Raw genomic sequence first — 20987 nt, 5'->3', positions numbered from 1 at the left:
TATGATAATTCACCACTATCAATTTTTCTTGCAACTTCAATTGCTGTTTCAATACTGTATTTTGAGTTCCATTGATAAGACATAACTTTACTTTTTACTGTAAAGTGATTTCAGGACTACACCGTGGGAATCATCCACAAAGATCAGACGGGCGTTGTTTCCGCCTCCAATTAAAGAAAAAGCTCCCGAGTTTGTGAGTGTGATCATGGTTCCGTTTCCGATGACCTCTACACGATCAGTAGTGTTTAATGTTGCGGAAATGGTCAGATGAGCTCCGTTTTGGACCAGCATTTCAGCAGGAGTGAAATTGGAGTTCGAGCTGATAATCGGTTGAGCCATGGCACCGGTATAATTTGCCGGATCAATCACGATATCGTCTCCGTTTGAAGGAGCAGTGGACCAATTGGAAGGATTATTCCAATCGGAATCGATTGCTCCTGTCCAGTTTTGTCCGAATACCGGAGCTATGGAGCAACACAAACTAAAAATTAAAAGCATTTGTTTCATCATAATATGATTAGACACCGGAATAGGGGAATGTCAGTAATGCGAATTCATCCCTCAATAAATGCGTTTGAGATTAAAAAAATGGAATAATAGTTACCTGGCTTAATTAAGCGCAACAGGGAGGTCTGAATAATTCAGCCAAAGGAGGGGTTTGAGGTTGGGAATTCTTGAAAATGATTTGTAAATAGGCGTCAATGAACTCTAACTGATTCTCCGAAATGAAGTTGGAATTTGAAAAAACGGCTATTTGAAAGGAAAAAGGATCCTCCACCTTTTTAAAAGGTAATTGCATGTCTTTGTCCTGGTCCGAATCGTTTTGATCGGAACCAACATAATGCATATAAATGAAGTCGCAAATTCCAATACTTTTATCCTGTGTGCGGTGTTCTGAGAAATGAATGAGAAAGTCGGGCAACTTGAATAATTCTCCAAGAGCACTGTTAAACATAAAAATGGGTAACAGAATGATTACGAACACCTTTTTCACAAGGCAAAGATATGAAAAGTGAATGTAATCACGATGTGAAAAACTATCCTTACATTTACCAAACGTTCTTTAAGTAATCAATATCCGGAAAAAGGTTCTGTTTCGCTAACACAAACGGAATAATAGGGAATCGTGTGTGAATCACGAACTGTCGCGCAACTGTAATTCCGAGCTTCATCGGAGAAGTCAGATACCTGCCATTTTCTCATCTGTTGTTACCAATTCGGTAGTGGGCAGAATTGACCAAGCTTTCGCGATTTGAAGCTCATGTCAAGGTTGTTTGTTTCCTTTTTGCCGGGGATCAATCTTCCTTTCCATTTTCTTCTTTTTTCGGAGCGCAGAACATCAAATGAAAGAGCTTATGAGTAATCATGAACAAGTGGTTTGTCCACGATGTAATTCCGGTTTCGAATGTAAAGTCGGGTCCATTTCCCTCTGTCAGTGTACATTGGTAAATCTAACGGTTGATGAAAGTCAATACATCTGTGACAATTACGAAGAATGTTTGTGTACGGCCTGTATGCTTGAGTTGAAAAAGGAGTACAACACCAAATTACTGGAACAGCGGTTTTCCAGTATTTCTACACTGTTTAAGAAGAACCTGTGAGCACTCGAAAATAGTAATCAATCAGAATAAATGAACATAGAAGAACGCATTCAAAAAGCAGAAACGCGCATATTTAAAGCGGTTTTCCCCGGTACAACCAATCACTACGATACCCTTTTCGGAGGAACAGCCATGCAGTTGATGGATGAAGTAGCATTTATTGCTGCAACCCGTTTCAGCCGGCAGCGAATGGTAACTGTGAGCAGTGATAAAATAGATTTCAAAAAACCGATTCCTTCCGGTACGATCGTCGAACTGATTGGTAAAGTCACCTACCTGGGAAGTACCAGCTTGAAAATCCGGGTAGAGATCTTTATCGAACACATGTATTCGGATGTGCGTGAAAAAGCGGTAACAGGTGAGTTTACTTTCGTTGCAATAGATGAAAACAAACACCCGGTGAAGATTCTGAGAGATTAATGCGGATAATACTCCATGCGCCACGCTTATTTTATAATATTTCCTATTTTCGGTTGTGAATTAAATTCCCATGAATAAGTCCATCCTGATTATTGCTTATACTGGTTTGTTGACATTTGTCCTTTCGTGCGAAAGCAATGGAAACAGGCAGATTTATGCGACTGAAAATCAGGAGGAACTTATTTTGGACTCATCGCATAATCTGCCTTTTATTTGCGTGATCGATACCCCGTTTTGCACTGATTCGGCCTGCAGTGGAATGTATCGGGGAGTAGAGTTTGTGCCGGAACGGTATATCGATCAATTGAAATTGAACGGTACGGATGTAGCACATCAATATTCGAACAAAATCTGTGAGTATGTTGGAAAAAAACTGAAACAATTGTATCGGGACAGTTTATACAGTAAAGTCGATTTTAATCACATCCGGATTTCTACAAAAGGAATGAATGGCGATTCAAATTACGTGGAATACAAAGTGTATATTCCTTTTAAACGGGTTCCTAAAAGTCAGGCGATGACGGCTTTTGATCATTGCGGCGGCTGGGGACATACACCCGAGCTCAAAAAAAGAAAGTTCGATTTGCTTTCCAGTCCTAACAAAATTGTACGAAACAAAAGGTTGTGGATAAGCAGGTTGTTCAAAACAAAAGAAGGTTTGCAGGAATATTGGATTCAATGGCAACATACGGCATGTTCCAGGTAAAATGAACCGTTCAATTATTGATAGATCAAGTAATGAAAACTTAACTCTTTGCTCGGAAAAAGTGAATTTTTTGCTTGTTATTGGAATCCACGTTTCCTTAAGAAATTACACAAGGAATTGATTGTGAGATTAATTATCATTGTGTTTGTATTTAAACATGCCAAAGATTATGAAGAAATTTTACCTCTTGTTGGGTTGTTCTTTGCTATTGCAGTTATCGAACAATCTTTCAGCTCAAGTACTATTATTTGAAGATTTCAGTTCCGCAACAGGAACAACACCACCCGTCAACTGGACCAACAATGACCTAGACGGCGGAGGAAACATATGGGAATTTGATAATCCCGGTGGAAGAAACTTAACAATGCCTATTTCTGATCCGGCTGCGATCTTTGATAGTGATAACTATGGAAGCGACGCACTTCCGGAAGATTGTGCTTTGGAAACGCCTCTGTTTGATGCAAGTGTTACTTCTAATCCCATTTACCTGTCTTTTGACCAATATTTTGATGCAGATTTTGGCGGTCAAATATATGTTGAAGTTTGGAACGGAAGTACGTGGGTAGAAGTATATTCCTCTTTCGTAACCTCAGCGAATGACCCGGAACATATATTGATTGATATTACGGCAGATTTGAACGGGGCTTCCGATGGACAAGTTCGTTTTCACTGGATCGGAGATTATTCCATGTATTGGATTGTTGATAATGTATTGGTAGAAGAAGTTACCTGTATACCGGTTTCAGATTTAACGATCGATAATTCCGGAACCAATTCATTTGATCTTTCCTGGACAATTAACGGAACAGAAACGGCGTGGGACCTTGAATATGGGGCGCCGGGTTTTGCGCCTGGGACAGGAAATGAATTGGGCTCCGAATCAGTAACAACCAATCCGTATACTTTAAGTGGATTGGATCCGGGAATGCCATACGATGTATATGTGCGTGCGAATTGCGGAAGTACCGAATCTTATTGGATATTGGTTTCCGGGACTACTGATTGTGCTCCGATCGTAAGTCTTCCGTGGACTGAAGACTTTGAAACAATGACGGATCTCGGATTTGGGTATTTTCAAAACTGCTGGTCAGCCTCGGAAGACATGTGGTTCTCTGATTATGACGGTTCGTGGCAACTTGGAGTTCCTGCATATTCAGGGATGAACTACATGGCATTGTTCTCCTGGAATGTTCCGGATACTTTATGGACTCCCGAATTCCAGTTAACTGCCGGAACCAATTATGAATTCAAATTCTATTTCGCTACGGAAGGTGGCTCCGACGGATGGGATGCAAAAGTTGTTTCTCTGGATAGTCAAACAGGAATTGTTCAAACGTTACCTACCGGAACATTCATTACCCCTGCTGAAATTCCGAATGACGAATTTACAAGTCATTTAACGTGTTTCACACCAACGACTTCCGGAGTATATAAATTCGGATTGAGTATTAATTCAGATGGAAATTCGTATTACCTTCAGGTAGATGATTTCAGTTTAATTGAAAGAAGTTCGGGAGCAGGAACGGATGGAACAGTAAGCGTTTGTCAAACAGAAGGATTGGTAGACTTGAACAGCGTAATTGTAAAAGATGATGAGATCGGTGAATGGTCGTTCTCTCCAAATCCTGCAGCTATTGTAAATGATTCCATGTTCAATCCTCAATTTGTACCCGCTGGAGTTGTCACAGTAAATTATATCACAACAGGATGTTTAAAAGATACTGCTTCGGCTATGATCACAATTTACCCGTCGTCAGCAGCGGGAATCGATGGAGGAATTACAGCGTGTAAGAATGAGCCGGTTGATTTGTTGTCAGGTTTGGGAGGGACAGTTGATTTTGGTGGGAACTGGTATGACCCGACCCATAATTTAGTACCGGGTTCACAGATAATCACCGGAACTTTCCCGGGGCAGTTTAATTACCAATACATTACAGGAAATGGTTTTTGCCCGGATGATACATCCAGTGTTGTTGTTACGGTTACGAGTTGCAACTGGTTATCCGTAGATGAAAATGCGTTGGAAGAAATAAGCTTATACCCGAATCCATCAACAGGGGTGGTTTATATCGAGTCTTCATTTGCCGAAGGAAATTTCAAGCTGGAAATTACAGATGTGAACGGAAGAACGATCAAGGTTGGAAGCAACACCGTTCTGCCAGGAATGAATACTGTAAATTTGAGTCAGGTGCAAAAAGGTACTTACTTCTTTAAACTGTCGACCGAACATACTGAAAAGATCTATCGCGTAGTAATTCAGTAAATTACATTGAATGATAAAATATGAAAAAACCCGATCCAAAACGATCGGGTTTATTTTTTGTGTTAAAAAAGGATAAAACCGTTATTAATTAAACATTGTGAATAACAAACGTATTCAAATTTCTCAGTTGAACCGGGGTTTTTAGGTCAGGCGTTTTTTCACTGATAGGTCAATAGATAAGAAGTAAATTGTTTTGTCAATTATTGATGTAATCGATCGGACTAATATCACAGAAAGTATTCTTTTGATACATTAAAGCAACAAAAATGCAGGAATAAGCGTCTTTAATGAAGTGTTTTATTTTTTAATATTATGCTCGAAATAATCTATACAAAATTTACAAGAATTACGAATTATGAAGAAAATTTACATTTTGTTAGGTTGTATTTTGCTCTTGCAGCTCTCTAACAACTTATCAGCCCAAGTCATCTTCAGTGAAGACTTTAGCACAGCGACGGGTACGACGCCACCAAGCGGATGGACATCTACAGATATTGCCGGTAACGGTGAAGTATGGGCTTTTGATAACCCGGGAGGTCAAACGTTAAATGCTCCCATTACCGATCCGGCGGCTATCTTTGATAGTGATTACTATGGATCTAATGGTTTTGCGGAAGAGGCTACTTTGGAATCTCCGGCATTTGATGCAAGCGTAATTACAGGGACTATTTTATTGTCTTTTGACCATACTTTTTATGACGATAGTGGGAGTGGCGGCGCCGGAGGTGAGTATTTTGTAGAAGTTTGGAACGGAACTGCTTGGGTCGTTGCCTTGAGCGATAATAATGATACTCAGGATCCGGAACATACTTCCATCAATATTACTTCCCTGGCAAATGGTGCGGTTAACGCAAAAGTCAGATTCAGATACACGGGTAATTATTCCTGGTATTGGATAGTGGACAATGTTGTTCTTGAAGAAGCTACATGTGCTCCTGTAACTGGTTTGGTTTCGGATATCGTAACTTTCAACTCGGCGGATATTTCCTGGACAGCAGGAGGTTCTGAAACGGACTGGAATATCGAATATGGTGTTAGTGGATTTACTCAAGGATCAGGAATGACGGGAACTGCTTCCGGAACAGCTGTGTTTTCAGCCGGATCATTAACTCCCGATACGTTTTATGATTTTTATGTACAGGCAGATTGCGGCGGAGGTGATCAAAGCTTCTGGACTGGTCCGATCACAATTTATACAGGTTACTGTGAATTTGAAGGATTGGGGTCAGATTACTTCATTAATAACTTCTCTACAACAAGCGGAATTTCCAATATTTCCAACTTGAATTCCGGGTACTCAACAAACGGTTATGAGGATGCGACATCCATGGTAGTTTCTCATTTTGCCGGCGGACCCAATATTAACTTCTATGCAGACTTTGGTCTTCCTGGTTATATCTATGGATTAGGTATCTGGGTAGATTGGGACAACAACCTGATTTTCGATCCGAGTGAACAAATGTTCCAGTCTTCCTCTTATGAAGAAAATTTTTCAGGATCATTCGGAGTTCCTTCCGGAACACCGGTAGGAAACTACAGAATGCGCGTAGTGGCAGACTATAATAATTCTACTCCGACAGATGCGTGTACTTTAGCATTTGGTCAGGGGGAAGCGGAAGATTATACATTTGAAGTTACTCCACCACCATCTTGTTTGCCGATCATGAATTTGACTTTGGATGGAACTACTTCTAATTCGGCAGATATTTCCTGGACGGTTGCCGGTTCAGAAACCGATTGGAACATTGAATACGGAGTAAGCGGTTTTACACAAGGTTCAGGAATGACAGGGACTGCTTCAGTGACACCTGCATTTACTGCAGGATCATTGACTCCAAATACATCCTATGATTTCTATGTTCAAGCAAATTGCGGTGGAGGTGACGAAAGTATGTGGATCGGACCAATTACGGCTTACACAGGATACTGTGAATTTGTAGGAACAGACCCGGATTACTTTATCAATAATTTCTCTACAACCGGTGGTGCCACATCCAATATTTCGAATTTAAATTCCGGAATTTCCGCTGGAGGATATCAAGATGCTACTGCAATGACAGTTTCTCAGTTTGAAGGTGGGCCGGATATCAATTTCACGGCTAATTTCGGTTCTCAAAACTGGTATACCTTCGGAATGGGGATTTGGGTAGATTGGAATAATAATATGGTCTTTGAACCGAGTGAACAAATGTTCCAGTCTTTCGGATATGAAGATAACTTTTCAGGATCATTCGGAGTTCCGGTAGGGGTAGCTGTTGGAAGTTACAGAATGCGTGTCGTTGCAGATTACTATAACGATTCGCCAACAGATGCGTGTACCTTGAATTCAGGAGAAGGAGAAGCGGAAGATTATACGTTCGTTGTTGTTCCTATTCCTTCTTGTTTGCCTGTATCCGATTTGAATGTTGATGGAGAAACAGCTAATTCACTGGATATTTCCTGGACTCCTGGAGACAGTGAAACAAACTGGAATATCGAATGGGGAGTTCCTGGATTTGTTCCTGGAACGGGAGCAGGTATTGATTCTGCACAACAATCTTCTTCTGCGTCATTTACAATTGGCGGTTTGTCCTCAGCAACTGATTACGATGTTTATGTTCAGGCGTCTTGTAGCTCCACCGATTCTTCTTATTGGACATTGGTAAGTGGAACAACACTTTGTGCACCTCATACAGTGCCTTGGTCCGAAAATTTTGATGCAATGACTGATTTGGATTACGGTTTGGTTCCTTATTGCTGGGCAACAGAGAATGGTGAATTTATTTCAGATGACGGAAATTATACCGGAGGAATAGCGAATTCCCCTTCAAATTTCATGGCCATTTATGGCGGTTCTTTTGACCATTTATGGACTCCTGAATTTCAGTTGATTGCAGGGAAGAAATATGAATTTAGTTTCATGTGGGCTGGTGATGGAAATGATGGCTGGGCTGGTTCAGTAGTTGTCAATAGTACTCAATCTGCTACCGGAGCGGTTCCACTTGGAACACCGTTTATTGCTCCGGCAGATATTAGTTCCGATGATTATCAAAGAGCATTCTTCTGTTTTACACCAATGACATCCGGAATTTATACTTTTGGTGTTAAGGTCAGTTCTTCCAGTCCTTATTTATTGTCTTTCGACGACTTCAATTTGGTAGAACGTGCGAACACTGCCGGAACAGGAAGCTCAGTGGATGCTTGCCAGATTAATGGATTGGTTGATTTGAATCAACATGCTACGATTAATGATTCTTACGGTAATTGGACATTTTCCGGGAACCCGGCTGCGATTGTAAACGATACGATGTTTAATCCTCAGTTCGTGCCTTCAGGGATTGTAAGTGTGGATTATATAACATACGGATGTTTAGTTGATACGGCTTCTGTGTTAGTGACCATTTATCCTCCTTCAACTGCCGGAACAGACGGATCAATAACTGCTTGTAAAAATGAACCGGTTGATTTGTACTCAGGTTTAGGCGGTACGGTTAACATGGGGGGAGATTGGTATAATCCGACCAATGATTTACTGCCGAATTCTCAAATAATTACCGGAACATTCCCGGGTAATTTTAATTACAAATACATTACCGGAAACGGTGTTTGTCCGGATGATAGTTCTAGCGTAGTGATTACAGTTATTGGAACCTGTGACTGGTTGTCAGTGGATGAAAACGCATTGGAGTCCGTTAATTTGTATCCAAACCCTTCTACGGGATTGGTTTACATTGAATCGACTTTGAGCACAGAATCATTCAAGTTGGTAATTACAGATGTCAACGGACGTGTAGTTGAAACAGGAAGTAACTCCATTACGAACGGAATCAATACAGTTGATCTGAAGAACGTTCAAAGAGGAACTTACTTCTTTAAACTTTCAAACGAGCACGCTGAAAAAGTATATCGTGTAGTGATTCAATAAGTTAACAGACACATAAATAGGAAGCCCCGACAATTGTTGTCGGGGCTTTTTGCTTTAATAATCGGAATACCCTGTTAAGGATTACACACTTAAACAGATTCTATTACCTTTGCATCATGAATTTTGAAAAACAATTGAATCTTCGCAGTGGCGAAAAATGTGAATTAAGCGGATCAATCGATCATTTAGAAGCCTATCAGGTACAGCCCTCTGAAGGGAATTCTGCTGACGATTTCATCTTGATTACTCAGAATTTAAAGGACCAATTGGAAGGGAAAAAAGAGCCTGTTGCCAACGATTGGAGGTGTTTAAATGATGCCATGTGGAGCGAAGTTCCTGCCGTTAAGGTCATTGCTTACCGGATGTTGCACAAATTGAAAGAAGAAGGCTGGCCAAACGATTTACTCGAAATGATTTATTTGGATGACCAGGAGCTTTCTTGGGCAAAATCCGGAATGGAAGACGAAGATGCAGTAAAACATATTGATTCCAATGGTGCGGTTTTGAAAGCCGGAGATACCGTGGTTCTAATCAAAGAACTGGATGTGAAAGGTTCTACCATTACCGCAAAACGCGGAACGGCTGTACGGAATATTCGTTTGGTTCAGGACGACCCGACACTTATCGAAGGAAAAATCGACGGACAATCCATTTACATTCTTACGCAATTTGTTAAGAAGTAATTCGAAATGCGAAAATCAAAAGGAAGAAGGCTTTTGATTTTGCAATCAGATTGAATCAGAGCACATCGTGGTATTCAGGAGTCTTATCAAAGACACTTTTTGCGAACGGACAAAGCGGGACAATCTGAATGGTTGCCTTTCGGGCGAATTCCACCGCAGCCTGGACCATTAAGTTCCCAACATTTCTGCCTCTGAATTCCGGGTTCACTTCTGTGTGATCAATAATAATCCGGTCGTCGTTTACCCAGGCATACGTCATTCTTCCGGCTTCTTTTCCATCTTCGGTTGCTTTGAAAAAACCTTTGGTTTCTCTGTCAAATTGGTTTACTTCTATCATAGTATTCAAATTCAATGTGTTTAATTAAAATTTAGGTCCGGGTAAAGGAACGAATCCTGTTTCTCCAGCAATTTTAGGAAAGGTTTGATCCATCCATGCCTGCTTTGCTTCTTCTATGCGTTCCTTTCGCGATGAAACAAAGTTCCAAAAGATGAAACGTTCCTCCGGAAATGCTTCGCCTCCAAAAATATATACGGTTGTATTTTCAGCCATTTGGAATGTACAAATTTCCGTATTCTTTGCGATCAGGATCTGTTTCGGACCGAAGGTTTCTTCCCCGTCTGAAACACTTCCTTCCAGGATATACAATGCACTCTCACCAAACAATTGATTTCCGAGTTGGATCTCGGCAGCTTCCTTGCTTTTGATCTCAAGGAAATAAAGCGGACTATAGACCGGAACAGGAGATTTTTTTCCGAAAGCTTCTCCGGCAATCAATTTATAATGAACAGTCCCTTCAACCCATTCCGGGATTTCATGTGCTTCAATGTGGGTAAACGATGGTTCCATTTCTTCCAGTTCTTTCGGAAGTGCAACCCAAATTTGCAATCCGTGAAGGTTTTTTTCCGAATGACGCAAATATACCGGTGTCCGTTCCGAATGAACGACTCCTTTCCCGGAAGTCATCCAATTGACAGCACCGGGTTGAATTTCAACCTCAGAGCCCAAACTGTCACGGTGCATCATGGCGCCTTCAAATAAGTAAGTAAGTGTGGACAAACCGATGTGCGGGTGTGGTCCGATATCCAAATTTTGGTGGTTGCTCAATTTCGCCGGACCCATATGATCAATGAACACAAATGGACCGACAGAACGTTTCTGACGGAAAGGCAATAAGCGGCCGACTAAAAAATTCCCGATATCTGCTGCGCGTTCTTCTATAATGAGTTCAATGTTTGACATATGGATGTTTTTTAGCAAAGGGAATTCTAAATTTAAGAACTTATCAGCTTATTCCGAACAAAATGAGAAGACTTTTCCATAGCTTGTTATCCGACTGTTCATTCTTCTCTGTGTACTAATTTTGGATTAACCGGGAATTAAATTTGGGGATCTTCAAATCTAAATTCACTTTCTTTTCGTACCTTGAAAGAGGTGAGTTTTCGGATTACGGACGAAACACCCCATGAAAGATTACTAAATACTGAATAATGAAAAGAGCAATTTGGAACAATACGGTCGTTGCAGAAAGTGAGAAAACAGTCGTAATAGAAGGAAATCATTATTTCCCGGCAGAGACAATCAAAAAAGAATATTTCAAAGATTCCGATACGCACACAACCTGTCCCTGGAAGGGAATCGCTTCTTATTATACCTTGGAAGTCAATGGTCAAACCAATAAAGATTCTGCATGGTACTATCCGAAAGCTTCGGAGCTTGCTAAAAGTATTGAGGGAAAAGTTGCTTTTTGGAAAGGGGTTCAAGTAGTTGAGGATTAATTGATTTGTATGCATTTGAAAGAAAAATACCTGCAAGTACGCAATAGAACTGAAACTTTATGTAAACCGTTACACGTGGAAGATTACGTTCCGCAACCGGTTCCGTTCGCAAGTCCTCCCAAATGGCATTTAGCGCATTCTACCTGGTTTTTTGAGGAGATGATCTTAAAGAAGAATCTTACGGGGTACACTGAGTTTCACCGGGATTTCGGCTTTTTATTCAATTCTTATTATAACACAATCGGTGAGCGAACGTTTCGCGCAGACCGCGGGAATATAACAAGACCCGGAGTTTCGGAAGTGTACGAATACCGTGCTTATGTTGATCGTGGAATGACAGAGTTGTTATCAAAAGAAATTTCCGGGGAATTAAGAGAATTGATTGAGTTGGGATTGAATCACGAACAGCAGCACCAGGAATTATTGATTACGGATTTAAAATACACTCTGGGACACAATCCAACCTTTCCGGTTTATGATGAATCATTCAATTTATTGGCAGATTCCAATCCGTCTTTCGGTTGGCTTGCCATGGAAGAGGGAATTTACGAAATCGGGCATGACGGAGGTGCTTTTTGTTTTGACAATGAGTTGAATAAACACCGGGTTTATTTGCATGCCTTTGAAATATCCCACGCACTGGTTACCAACGGCGAGTACCTGGAATTTATGGAAGCCGGTGGATATTCCCGTTTCGATTGCTGGCTGGATGAAGGCTGGAGTTGGTTGAACGAAAATAAAATTTCGCATCCGCTTTATTGGCATCAAATCAATGGGAAATGGTATTATTTCACGCTTGCAGGCTTAAAAGAAGTCGATCCGGATGCCATTTTGAGTCACGTATCGTATTACGAGGCACAGGCATATGCAAGCTGGAAAGGACTGCGTTTACCTACTGAATTTGAGTGGGAAGCAGCCTCCGAATTACTGGATTGGGGCAAACGTTGGGAATGGACAAACAGTGCTTATTTGCCTTATCCGGGATTCAAAACCGCAGCTGGCGCAGTTGGTGAATACAACGGAAAATTCATGATTAACCAAATGGTGCTGCGCGGAGCATCCGTTGCAACCGCACCGGGCCACAGCAGAAAAACTTACCGAAACTTTTTCCACCCACATTTTCAATGGCAATATTCAGGAATCAGACTAGCAAAGTAAAATGATATTAGAACAATTCAAACAAGACGTAAATTTGGGGCTTTCTCAAACACCCAAACACATTCCTTCCAAGTATTTTTATGATAAACGTGGAGATGAACTATTTGTGCAGATTATGAATATGCCGGAGTATTACCTGACCCGTTCGGAAATGGAAATCTTCCAGCAGCAATCGGCCGATATTATTTCCAGCTTTGATATCCAAAAAGGAGAGGAAATAGAAGTGGTGGAATTGGGAGCTGGTGATGGAACCAAAACAATTCATTTGCTGTTCGAATTAATTCGCGCGCGGGTAACATTTAAGTATATTCCGATTGATATTTCTTCCAATGCGCTGATCGGTTTGGAACACCGGATGAAAGAAGAAATCCCGGAATTGGCAATCAACAGCCTTCACGGGGATTATTTTCAAATGCTTAGTGACCTCAAGAAGTCACCGAATAGGAAAATCATTTTATTCCTCGGTTCGAATATCGGGAATATGTCGGATGAACAGGCAACATCATTTATCGCTTCTCTGAGCAAAAACCTCAATAAAGGAGATAAGATCGTTTTGGGAGTCGATTTGATCAAAGAAAAAGAAGTGGTACTTCCGGCCTATAATGATGCCGCGGGTATTACGCGCGATTTTAACCTAAATCTATTGGAACGGATGAACCGTGAGCTGCATGCAAATTTCGACCTGAACAGCTTTGTGCATGATCCGGAATACCATGAATCAGAAGGAATTGCCAAAAGTTTTTTGAAAAGCACAAAAAAACAGACAGTGGAGATCGGGGCGATTAATAAGCAATTTGAATTTGAGGAGAACGAACGGATCCACACGGAAATATCCCGGAAATACAACGATTCGATTTTGAAAAAGATCATTGATCAGTCCCCATTGTCCGTAAAACATCGCTTCACAGACCACAAATCCTGGTTTGGAGATTATATCATTGACCGCGTTTAACAGGAAAGTATTTGTTAAGCTTTTCCTAAATTGGGAGAATACGCGCATCTTTCTATTATTTTAGAGGCGTAAAATTGCGTTATGACAACTACCGGAATAGAGAAACAAGGTTTTGTGAACAAACAACTCCCGATGATCATCAAAGGCATAATGGCAGGGATGTTCCTGCTTTCTGCGGTGGCGAAACTGTATCCTTCTCCCAACCTGGCTTTACCGACTTTTGAAGTGAAGCAATTAATCCCGATGGGATTCAGTGAAACAGGCGCCGCTTACTTTTCACGGATTTTAATCGGATGTGAATTGGCTTTGGGAATTTTGCTGCTTCAGAAGAATTACCTGAAGCGGTTGGTAATCCCGATGTCGTTTTTGATGCTTTTTATTTTCAGTGTTCATTTGAGTTACGAAATTGCATCAACCGGAAATAGCGGGAACTGCGGATGCTTCGGCTCTTTGTTGCCCATGACTCCCGTTCAGGCATTGATCAAGAACATTATTGGAATGGGGTTGTTGGTCATTCTTTATCAAAAAACAGCGAAGCAAGACGACCGTTTGAATTTTTCATTCCTTGCCGCAATAACATTTGCCGCGATTCTTGCCGTGTTTATGGTCGGGCCGATCCAGCGTAAATCCAGTGATGAATTGGTCGAGGAAATGATGCAGGAAATGAACGAGGATGAAAATACGGACGAATCTTCCGTAAAAACAATTGAGTCTACTGATCCGAAGATTGAAACGCCTGGAAAACAGAATGATGCAGATGTAAAAGCGAAAGATCCAAAAGCTGTAACAGAAAATGTGAAAGCAGAAGAAAAGCCGGTTGTTGATGAACCGAAGGCTAAAAAATCCGGATTTAACTCTCAATTCGGAGATATTGATAAAGGAAGAAAGATCTTGTGCTTCTTTGCTCCGGGATGCGATCACTGCAAAGAAACCGCAAAAGCACTGACAGAATTGGCTTCAAAAGATCCGGATTTTCCTGAAATGAAAATTGTTTTTATGGATGAAGAAGCGGAGTTAATTCCGGACTTTTTTGCCTTTGCCGGAAAAAAATATCCATTCAAGATTTTAGATGTAGGTTCTTTCTGGACGGTTTTAGGTGGAACGAAAGATACTCCGGGAGTTTTTTACCTGTGGAACGGAAACATCGTAAAAGAATACGATGGAATAAATGAACGTGCATTTAAGAAGGAGGAATTCAAAAAGATCGTTCAAAAGAAGTGGTCTGAACTGAAATAGCGCAAATAATGAAAGTTATTCCTATGAAAAACGTACTTGTTATTCTCCTGATTTTCTTTAGTTTCTTTTCGGAAGCTCAAAAAAAACAACCGTTTGATGAAGGTAAATTCTATTTGGAATTGGAGGTTTTGGCTCAGAAGAAAAACTTTTTTGAGGTAAAAAACCTGCTGATGGCCAACAAACCCCAAATCGATCAGGAAGTTTATTTCTACTATTGGAGTTTGGTTGAAAACGCTTTTTCCAATTTCAAAGAATCAAACGAAGCGATCGAAAATTTCCTGGAAGGGGCAGGTGCTATGAAGAATGATTCCCTTTTCAAGGAGATTTTGATGGTGAAACAATTGAATTTAGTGAATTTGTTTGAGTACAAAGATGCGTATTTAACCAACCAGTACATTTTGAATAATTTTAGTCATGTTTGCACGGAAGACGAACTTGCAGACCTGGCCAACACGGGTACGATCTGGAAAGGACTGGAGAATTCGGGAAAACAATTGATTCGCCGTCCGGTGGATGTGAAAATTCAACTGTCGCGGGATAATGCGAGATTGGCCAATGTACCGGTGACGGTATCCGGGAAAACGAAAAATTTCGTATTTGATACGGGAGCGAATTTTTCCGTTATCCAGCGTTCTGTTGCTCTTGAAATGGGGTGCGAAATAATTCCCGTGCAATTTGATGTGTCAGCTATTACAGGAGCGAAAGTGAAAAGTGATTTGGCGGTTGTGAAGGAGTTGAAAATGGGAGATCTCATCTGTGAAAACGTGGTGTTCCTGGTTTTTGATGACAAAGACCTTACTTTTTCGGAAGTGAATTATTCAATCCTGGGAATTATTGGATTTCCTGTAATTCGCAGCCTGGAAGAGATTCGCATCACCAAAGACGATCAATTGATAATTCCCAAAACGCCGGAAGTGTATGCAAAAAGCAATATGATCCTCAATGGATTTATGCCGATTGTTCAGGTTCTTCATGATTCGGACACTCTGCAGTTTTCATTTGATACAGGTGCTGTTGAAACCTCGTTGAATAGTGCTTATTACACAAAATACAAAAAGAAGGTCGATAAAAAAGGTAAAAAGAAAACCTTGAAATCCGGTGGAGCAGGAGGGTTGGTTGAGTTTGAAGGGTACGTTTTACCCAAATTAACCATTGCAATTGAGGAGTCAGAGGCGACCCTGCACAACGTCCAGGTCCGAAAAGATCGCGTGGGAGAAACGGATGCAGATTTTGACGGGAACCTCGGACAAGATTTCATCAAACAGTTTAATGAAATGATCATCAGCTTTAAATACTCGACGATCCGTTTTAAATAAATCAACGCATTGTCCGCAAGCGGAAAGTCAATGAGATCCCGCTCCGGTTGCCGTTTTATCCTCCGGCGTTTTTGCCTGATCTCCGGTTTCTGTTTTTTTGGGAACAGCAACCATGACGACTTCTCCGGCAGCCTCACGCACTTGGGCAAATAACCAGTCATACATTTCGTCCGAGCGGAAAATCCGTTCCAACGCTCCGTGATTTGCTCCCGCAATTTCAGTATAGATCAGGTTTTTCCCGTTATTACAATTCTTAATTGCCGAGACCATTTCCCTGGAATAGCGCACAGGAACAGCTTCATCCCGGTTACCATGTTGAATCCACATCGGGATACTTGCCAGGTTGCAGGCATCTTTTGGATTTCCGCCTCCGCAAAGTGCCACGGCAGCCGTAATTTTGTCTGCATGCTTTCCTGCAAAATGCATAGTTCCATAACCACCCAGGCTCATTCCGCAAACATATACGCGATTGGTGTCTGTTTTATATTGTTTCTGAACGTACTCCAAAACTTCCAGGATTTTGTCCGGGTTCCAGGATCCGGATGCAACTTGCGGAGCGATAACAATAGCAGGAATTTTTCGTCCTTTTTCGATTTCGTGAATGACCCCGTACTTTTTCACGCGATTCAAATCCGTTCCGCTCAGGCTCTTTCCATGAAGGAAAATTAAAACCGGCGGATTGTTGTTTAAAGTACTTGAATCGGGAAGGTTCAACCAAAAATTGTAAGAAGTTTTTCCTCTTACGGCACTAAGCTGTGCGTGCGATTGCAGTCCGGCAATGAAACAAATTACGACAAGGATGTTTTTCATGTTGTTTTTATTGGGGTCGCTAAGATAGGGATTTTATAATAAGTAGGTTTTTAAGATTTGGTTAATTTATTCCTCCCGCTGATTTCGCTAGTCTCGCAGATAACCAGTGAAACATGAATCAAAATCTGCGCTCTTCTGCGCCATCTGCGGGCAAATAAAAAAAGCTGCCCAGTTTGGACAGCTTTATATATAAATCCTTCGAAAGAATTACTGTTTCGCAGCATCAAGCATTTGCTTGTATTTCGCTTCTTTTTCAGGATTCTTAACAGCTCTTGCGATTTTAACCAGGCTGTTCAAAACATCTACATCCTTTGGTGAGATAGCGATGTATTTTTCAAGCGGATCCATTGCAAAACCATAGAATTCTAAACTTTTTGCAAGTAGCTCATCCGATTCTTTTTTGGCATTCGGAGGCAAATTGCTTGCTTTTTGACGCAGTTCCAATCCTTTTCCGGAAAAATAACTCCCCAAATTGTAATAAGCATCCCCGTATTGCGGATCGATTTCAACGGCCTTGTTCAAATTTTCCAATACCATCTTGTCATCGTTCATTTCCATTGCAATGGTTCCCAGGGCAAAGTATAAGTGCTTGTCTTTCGGAGACTTGGCAATTGCTTGTTTTAGAAACTCAACTGCTTTGTCATTTTGACCGGCTTTGATGTACGCCATCGCAGTTGCACGGTACATTTCACCTGATTTGTAATTCACTTCCGCACATTTCTTATAGAATTCGGCAGCTTGAACATAGTTGGAATCATTTTCTGCTGCGATACCAGCATATTCAATAGCTAATGTATCCATTTGATTCAAAACACCACTGAAATCATTGATAGCAACGAAAACTTCAGAAGCAACCTTAAACATTTTGGCATCAAATGCCATTTTTCCCATATCATAGAATTGTCCTCTGATGATTTTGATGCTGTTTTCAATATCGGAATCATATTTATTAGACAAATCGTATGCTTCCTTGTAGGACTTGATTGCTACCTCTTTTGCATTTTCAGGAATCATTTTCACAAACTCTGCATCTGTAAGTAACATAGGGTTTGCAAACATTGAAGCATAAATTTCACCTCTTAAGAACAAAGTCTTCGGGCTTTTTTCTGTTTCCGGGTTAACCGCAGCCTGGTCGATAGCTTCTTTTGCTTTCAATAATTGCTTTTTCATTTCCGCAGCATCCTGGGATATATAAGCCTTTTCGTATGCCTGGAATGCTAAAGCAGCATCCGTTTCAATCTTTTTTTGAGCAAAAGTAAACGAAGAAACCAGTAAGATTCCCGCTAGTAATGCTCCTTTAGTCATGTTCAAATAGTTCATAATTTAATTATTTGTGTGATCTTGTTTCCAACTTTTATGCCATTTCCGGTTTAAAGATGCAAAAGACCACTATTTTCCATAATTTATTCTTCGGAATTCGTTTCTGCTGATTCATCAGACAATTCTTCTGTTGGCCCGTCGATGATCGTTCCTTCTTCACCATCAAACTCATCTTCATCCTCGTCAGAACGCGGAACTCGTGCTACAGCTGCAATTGCTGCGGAACCTTTTAAGTTGATCAGGCGAACACCCTGAGCTGCTCTGCCCATCACGCGGATGGTATCAATATGCATGCGGATCGTAACCCCGGCCTTGGTAATGATCATCAAATCATCCTCATCGGCAACCGTTTTGATTGCCAAAAGCGGACCTGTCTTATCTGTGATCGAAATTGTTTTAACACCTTTTCCTCCGCGGTTGGTGATACGGTAAACCGGTTCTCCATCTTCCGGATCATTCAGGAAGGATCGTTTTCCGTAACCTTTCTCGGAAACAACCATGATGGTCTCGGAATTGTCTTTCACACAGATCATTCCAACGACTTCGTCAGTAGCGTTCTGAAGCGTTACTGCACGCACACCGGAAGCATTTCTTCCCATCGGACGTACTTTTTCTTCGTTGAAGCGAATGGCGCGTCCTGCTTTCGTTGCAAGCACCATCTCATTTGTTCCGTCTGTCAATCGAGCTTCCAATAATTCATCGTTCTCACGGATCGTGATCGCGTTGATACCATTTGCTCTCGGACGGGAATAAGCTTCCAGGGAAGTTTTCTTGATGATACCTTGTTTGGTACACATCACAATGAAGTTGTTCTCAACGTATTCTTTATCGGTCAGATCTTTGACTTTCACATATGCCTTGATCTTATCATCCTGCTCAATATTCAGCAAGTTTTGGATTGCTCTTCCTTTTGCGGTCTTGTTTCCTTCCGGAATTTCAAATACACGCATCCAGAAACAACGTCCTTTTTCCGTGAAGATCAATAAATAATTGTGATTGGTAGCTACAAACAAGTGTTCCAGGAAATCCTTGTCGCGGGTAGTGGAGCCTTTCGATCCCATTCCACCACGGCTTTGAACCTTGAATTCATCCAGGTTTGTGCGTTTAATATATCCCGCGTGAGAAATAGTGATGACTACTTCTTCATCCGGGATCAAATCCTCAATCTTCATTTCCGAAGCGGAATACTCAATGCGGGAACGGCGTGCGTCACCGTATTTAGAACGAACATCGATCAATTCGTCTTTGATAATTTGCATTCTGCGTTCCTCGCGCTCCAAAATATCTTTCAAATCAGTAATTAATGCCATCAAATCAGCATATTCACCACGCAGTTTATCCTGCTCCAGTCCTGTCAATTGACGTAAACGCATTTCAACGATTGCACGGGATTGAATATCGGATAATGCAAAACGTTCCATCAAACGCTCACGAGCCTCTTCCGGACTTTTGGATGAGCGGATCATTGCAATTACTTCATCGATATTATCGGAAGCAATGATTAACCCTTCCAGGATATGTGCACGCTCTTCTGCTTTTCGCAATTCATATTTCGTTCTGCGAACCACCACATCGTGTCTGAATTTCACGAATTCAGCAATCATTTCCTTCAAGTTCAGCAAACGAGGTCTTCCATCCACCAAACAAATGTTATTGATGGAAAAAGAACTTTGAAGAGCGGTATATTTATAGAGTTTATTTAAAACGACGTTCGGAATCGCATCGCGTTTCAGTTCGAAAACGATTCGCATACCATTTCTGTCAGATTCGTCACGAATGTCGGAAATACCTTCAATCTTTTTGTCATTTACCAACTCAGCAGTTTTCTTGATCATTTCTGCTTTGTTCACCTGGTAAGGGATTTCCGTCACAATGATTTGCTCTCTTCCTCCCGACTCTTCGATTTCTGCTTTTCCACGAATAACTACACGGCCACGGCCTGTCAGTAATGCTTCACGGGCTCCGTCTACACCATAAATGATACCTCCCGTCGGGAAGTCAGGTGCTTTGACATAATGCAATAATTCTTCGTCTTCAATATCTTTATTGTCAACGTATGCAATAATACTGTCGACAACTTCACCTAAATTGTGAGGCGCCATATTTGTCGCCATACCAACAGCAATACCACTGGCTCCGTTTACCAATAAATTCGGAATTTTGGAAGGTAAAACAGTTGGTTCCTGTAACGAGTCATCAAAGTTGGGTGCGAAATCAACCGTTTCTTTATCCAGATCGTCCAGCATTTCTTCAGCAATCTTGCGCAAACGGGCTTCGGTATAACGCATTGCTGCCGGACTGTCACCATCTACAGATCCGAAGTTTCCCTGTCCGTCAACCAGCGGATAACGCAAAGACCAGGATTGGGCCATCCGTACCATGGTGTCGTACACAGAACTGTCACCGTGCGGGTGATACTTACCTAATACTTCTCCAACAATACGAGCTGACTTTTTGTATGGTCGATTGGAATAAACTCCCAAATCTTGCATACCATATAGTACACGGCGATGTACTGGTTTAAACCCGTCACGCACATCAGGAAGTGCCCGGGATACAATCACTGACATCGAATAATCGATGTACGCCGATTTCATTTCATCTTCGATGTTAATCTGGATTATCTTTTCTCCATCTGCCATCTTGTCATAGTTTTAAATTATGCACGAAATTTGCGTGCTAAAAGCAAGTTTCGAAATTAGCTTTTTTATAGCTACAAAAAAGAGGGGTAAATGGATTTTTACTAACAAAAAGTGGTGAAAAAATGCTATTTCGATGTACTTATTAACATTTAATGTGTTTGTATATTTGTATGGTGTACTTGTTGTACCTGAATCTTAAA

General features: G+C 41.1%; 18 protein-coding genes and 1 riboswitch. Of the genes, 11 read left to right on the top strand and 7 right to left on the bottom strand.

Annotation, left to right across the window (positions count from 1 at the left end; all coding sequences use genetic code 11):
• Positions 1-87: 87 nt before the first annotated feature.
• Entirely contained in the window at positions 88-507 is a 420-nt protein-coding gene (locus FO442_RS18535; RefSeq protein ID WP_144334711.1) for a hypothetical protein, read from the bottom strand.
• 106 nt (positions 508-613) lie between these two features.
• Positions 614-994, bottom strand: a complete 381-nt coding sequence (locus FO442_RS18530) for a hypothetical protein (RefSeq protein ID WP_144334710.1) — start codon at positions 992-994, stop codon at positions 614-616.
• 75 nt (positions 995-1069) lie between these two features.
• Positions 1070-1210: riboswitch (cobalamin riboswitch) on the top strand.
• Positions 1211-1355: 145 nt separating this feature from the next.
• Between FO442_RS18530 and FO442_RS18525 the strand changes: the two genes are divergently transcribed.
• The 6 genes from FO442_RS18525 to FO442_RS18500 all read left to right on the top strand — a co-directional run bounded on the left by FO442_RS18525 (position 1356) and on the right by FO442_RS18500 (position 9577).
• Positions 1356-1601, top strand: coding sequence for a cysteine-rich CWC family protein (locus FO442_RS18525; protein WP_144334709.1), 246 nt, complete (start codon positions 1356-1358; stop codon positions 1599-1601).
• A gap of 30 nt (positions 1602-1631) precedes the next feature.
• Positions 1632-2021 carry an acyl-CoA thioesterase gene (locus tag FO442_RS18520; RefSeq protein ID WP_144334708.1) on the top strand — a complete coding sequence of 130 codons (390 nt, stop codon included), beginning with the start codon at positions 1632-1634 and terminating at the stop codon, positions 2019-2021.
• Positions 2022-2091: 70 nt separating this feature from the next.
• The gene (locus FO442_RS18515) at positions 2092-2727 is read left to right on the top strand and encodes a hypothetical protein (protein WP_144334707.1); all 636 of its coding nucleotides are present in this window, start codon (positions 2092-2094) and stop codon (positions 2725-2727) included.
• 169 nt (positions 2728-2896) lie between these two features.
• On the top strand, positions 2897-4990 hold the full coding sequence (locus FO442_RS18510) for a T9SS type A sorting domain-containing protein (RefSeq protein ID WP_186280266.1): 2094 nt from the start codon (positions 2897-2899) through the stop codon (positions 4988-4990).
• A 355-nt stretch (positions 4991-5345) separates the two neighbouring features.
• Positions 5346-8894: a GEVED domain-containing protein gene (locus FO442_RS18505; protein WP_144334705.1), complete on the top strand. Its 3549-nt coding sequence runs from the start codon at positions 5346-5348 to the stop codon at positions 8892-8894.
• A 116-nt stretch (positions 8895-9010) separates the two neighbouring features.
• Positions 9011-9577 carry a PhnA domain-containing protein gene (locus tag FO442_RS18500; protein WP_144334704.1) on the top strand — a complete coding sequence of 189 codons (567 nt, stop codon included), beginning with the start codon at positions 9011-9013 and terminating at the stop codon, positions 9575-9577.
• A gap of 55 nt (positions 9578-9632) precedes the next feature.
• On the opposite strand, the gene FO442_RS18495 is transcribed toward FO442_RS18500, so the two are convergent.
• Both FO442_RS18495 and FO442_RS18490 read right to left on the bottom strand, forming a co-directional pair.
• On the bottom strand, positions 9633-9914 hold the full coding sequence (locus FO442_RS18495; protein WP_186280264.1) for a GNAT family N-acetyltransferase: 282 nt from the start codon (positions 9912-9914) through the stop codon (positions 9633-9635).
• Positions 9915-9938: 24 nt separating this feature from the next.
• Positions 9939-10817, bottom strand: coding sequence for a pirin family protein (locus FO442_RS18490; RefSeq protein ID WP_144334703.1), 879 nt, complete (start codon positions 10815-10817; stop codon positions 9939-9941).
• A gap of 248 nt (positions 10818-11065) precedes the next feature.
• Here FO442_RS18490 and FO442_RS18485 point away from each other — a divergent pair, with 248 nt between their 5' ends.
• The 5 genes from FO442_RS18485 to FO442_RS18465 all read left to right on the top strand — a co-directional run bounded on the left by FO442_RS18485 (position 11066) and on the right by FO442_RS18465 (position 16015).
• Positions 11066-11353 carry a DUF427 domain-containing protein gene (locus FO442_RS18485; RefSeq protein WP_144334702.1) on the top strand — a complete coding sequence of 96 codons (288 nt, stop codon included), beginning with the start codon at positions 11066-11068 and terminating at the stop codon, positions 11351-11353.
• A gap of 9 nt (positions 11354-11362) precedes the next feature.
• Positions 11363-12511, top strand: coding sequence for an ergothioneine biosynthesis protein EgtB (gene egtB, locus FO442_RS18480; RefSeq protein ID WP_144334701.1), 1149 nt, complete (start codon positions 11363-11365; stop codon positions 12509-12511).
• 1 nt (position 12512) lies between these two features.
• Complete coding sequence (egtD, locus tag FO442_RS18475) at positions 12513-13463, top strand: L-histidine N(alpha)-methyltransferase (RefSeq protein ID WP_144334700.1); 951 nt, start codon at positions 12513-12515, stop codon at positions 13461-13463.
• 81 nt (positions 13464-13544) lie between these two features.
• Complete coding sequence (locus FO442_RS18470; RefSeq protein WP_246073885.1) at positions 13545-14699, top strand: TlpA family protein disulfide reductase; 1155 nt, start codon at positions 13545-13547, stop codon at positions 14697-14699.
• 23 nt (positions 14700-14722) lie between these two features.
• Positions 14723-16015 (top strand): retropepsin-like aspartic protease, encoded by a 1293-nt coding sequence (locus tag FO442_RS18465; protein ID WP_186280262.1) that lies wholly within the window; start codon positions 14723-14725, stop codon positions 16013-16015.
• Between the two features lie 27 nt (positions 16016-16042).
• Here FO442_RS18465 and FO442_RS18460 read toward each other — a convergent pair whose 3' ends face one another.
• The 3 genes from FO442_RS18460 to gyrA form a co-directional block, all read right to left on the bottom strand.
• On the bottom strand, positions 16043-16825 hold the full coding sequence (locus FO442_RS18460; protein WP_144334698.1) for a carboxylesterase family protein: 783 nt from the start codon (positions 16823-16825) through the stop codon (positions 16043-16045).
• A gap of 207 nt (positions 16826-17032) precedes the next feature.
• Positions 17033-18145 carry a tetratricopeptide repeat protein gene (locus FO442_RS18455; RefSeq protein ID WP_144334697.1) on the bottom strand — a complete coding sequence of 371 codons (1113 nt, stop codon included), beginning with the start codon at positions 18143-18145 and terminating at the stop codon, positions 17033-17035.
• 83 nt (positions 18146-18228) lie between these two features.
• Positions 18229-20787, bottom strand: a complete 2559-nt coding sequence (gyrA, locus tag FO442_RS18450) for a DNA gyrase subunit A (RefSeq protein WP_144334696.1) — start codon at positions 20785-20787, stop codon at positions 18229-18231.
• Positions 20788-20987: the final 200 nt, after the last annotated feature.

The sequence above is a fragment of the Fluviicola chungangensis genome (genome assembly GCF_007558725.1).
GTDB classification, from domain to species: domain Bacteria; phylum Bacteroidota; class Bacteroidia; order Flavobacteriales_D; family Crocinitomicaceae; genus Fluviicola; species Fluviicola chungangensis.
Note: the sequence above shows the minus strand (reverse complement) of the source record. Positions and strands in the feature narration are given on the sequence as shown.

Bases quoted from the DNA above. Each gene is read 5' to 3' on its own strand.
- gyrA (WP_144334696.1), bottom strand. From the start codon at position 20,787: ATGGCAGATGGAGAAAAGATAATCCAGATTAACATCGAAGATGAAATG.
- FO442_RS18520 (WP_144334708.1), top strand. From the start codon at position 1,632: ATGAACATAGAAGAACGCATTCAAAAAGCAGAAACGCGCATATTTAAA.
- FO442_RS18535 (WP_144334711.1), bottom strand. From the start codon at position 507: ATGAAACAAATGCTTTTAATTTTTAGTTTGTGTTGCTCCATAGCTCCG.
- FO442_RS18510 (WP_186280266.1), top strand. From the start codon at position 2,897: ATGAAGAAATTTTACCTCTTGTTGGGTTGTTCTTTGCTATTGCAGTTA.
- FO442_RS18515 (WP_144334707.1), top strand. From the start codon at position 2,092: ATGAATAAGTCCATCCTGATTATTGCTTATACTGGTTTGTTGACATTT.
- FO442_RS18505 (WP_144334705.1), top strand. From the start codon at position 5,346: ATGAAGAAAATTTACATTTTGTTAGGTTGTATTTTGCTCTTGCAGCTC.
- egtB (WP_144334701.1), top strand. From the start codon at position 11,363: ATGCATTTGAAAGAAAAATACCTGCAAGTACGCAATAGAACTGAAACT.
- FO442_RS18470 (WP_246073885.1), top strand. From the start codon at position 13,545: ATGACAACTACCGGAATAGAGAAACAAGGTTTTGTGAACAAACAACTC.
- egtD (WP_144334700.1), top strand. From the start codon at position 12,513: ATGATATTAGAACAATTCAAACAAGACGTAAATTTGGGGCTTTCTCAA.
- FO442_RS18490 (WP_144334703.1), bottom strand. From the start codon at position 10,817: ATGTCAAACATTGAACTCATTATAGAAGAACGCGCAGCAGATATCGGG.
- FO442_RS18460 (WP_144334698.1), bottom strand. From the start codon at position 16,825: ATGAAAAACATCCTTGTCGTAATTTGTTTCATTGCCGGACTGCAATCG.
- FO442_RS18455 (WP_144334697.1), bottom strand. From the start codon at position 18,145: ATGAACTATTTGAACATGACTAAAGGAGCATTACTAGCGGGAATCTTA.
- FO442_RS18495 (WP_186280264.1), bottom strand. From the start codon at position 9,914: ATGATAGAAGTAAACCAATTTGACAGAGAAACCAAAGGTTTTTTCAAA.
- FO442_RS18465 (WP_186280262.1), top strand. From the start codon at position 14,723: ATGAAAAACGTACTTGTTATTCTCCTGATTTTCTTTAGTTTCTTTTCG.
- FO442_RS18485 (WP_144334702.1), top strand. From the start codon at position 11,066: ATGAAAAGAGCAATTTGGAACAATACGGTCGTTGCAGAAAGTGAGAAA.
- FO442_RS18500 (WP_144334704.1), top strand. From the start codon at position 9,011: ATGAATTTTGAAAAACAATTGAATCTTCGCAGTGGCGAAAAATGTGAA.
- FO442_RS18525 (WP_144334709.1), top strand. From the start codon at position 1,356: ATGAGTAATCATGAACAAGTGGTTTGTCCACGATGTAATTCCGGTTTC.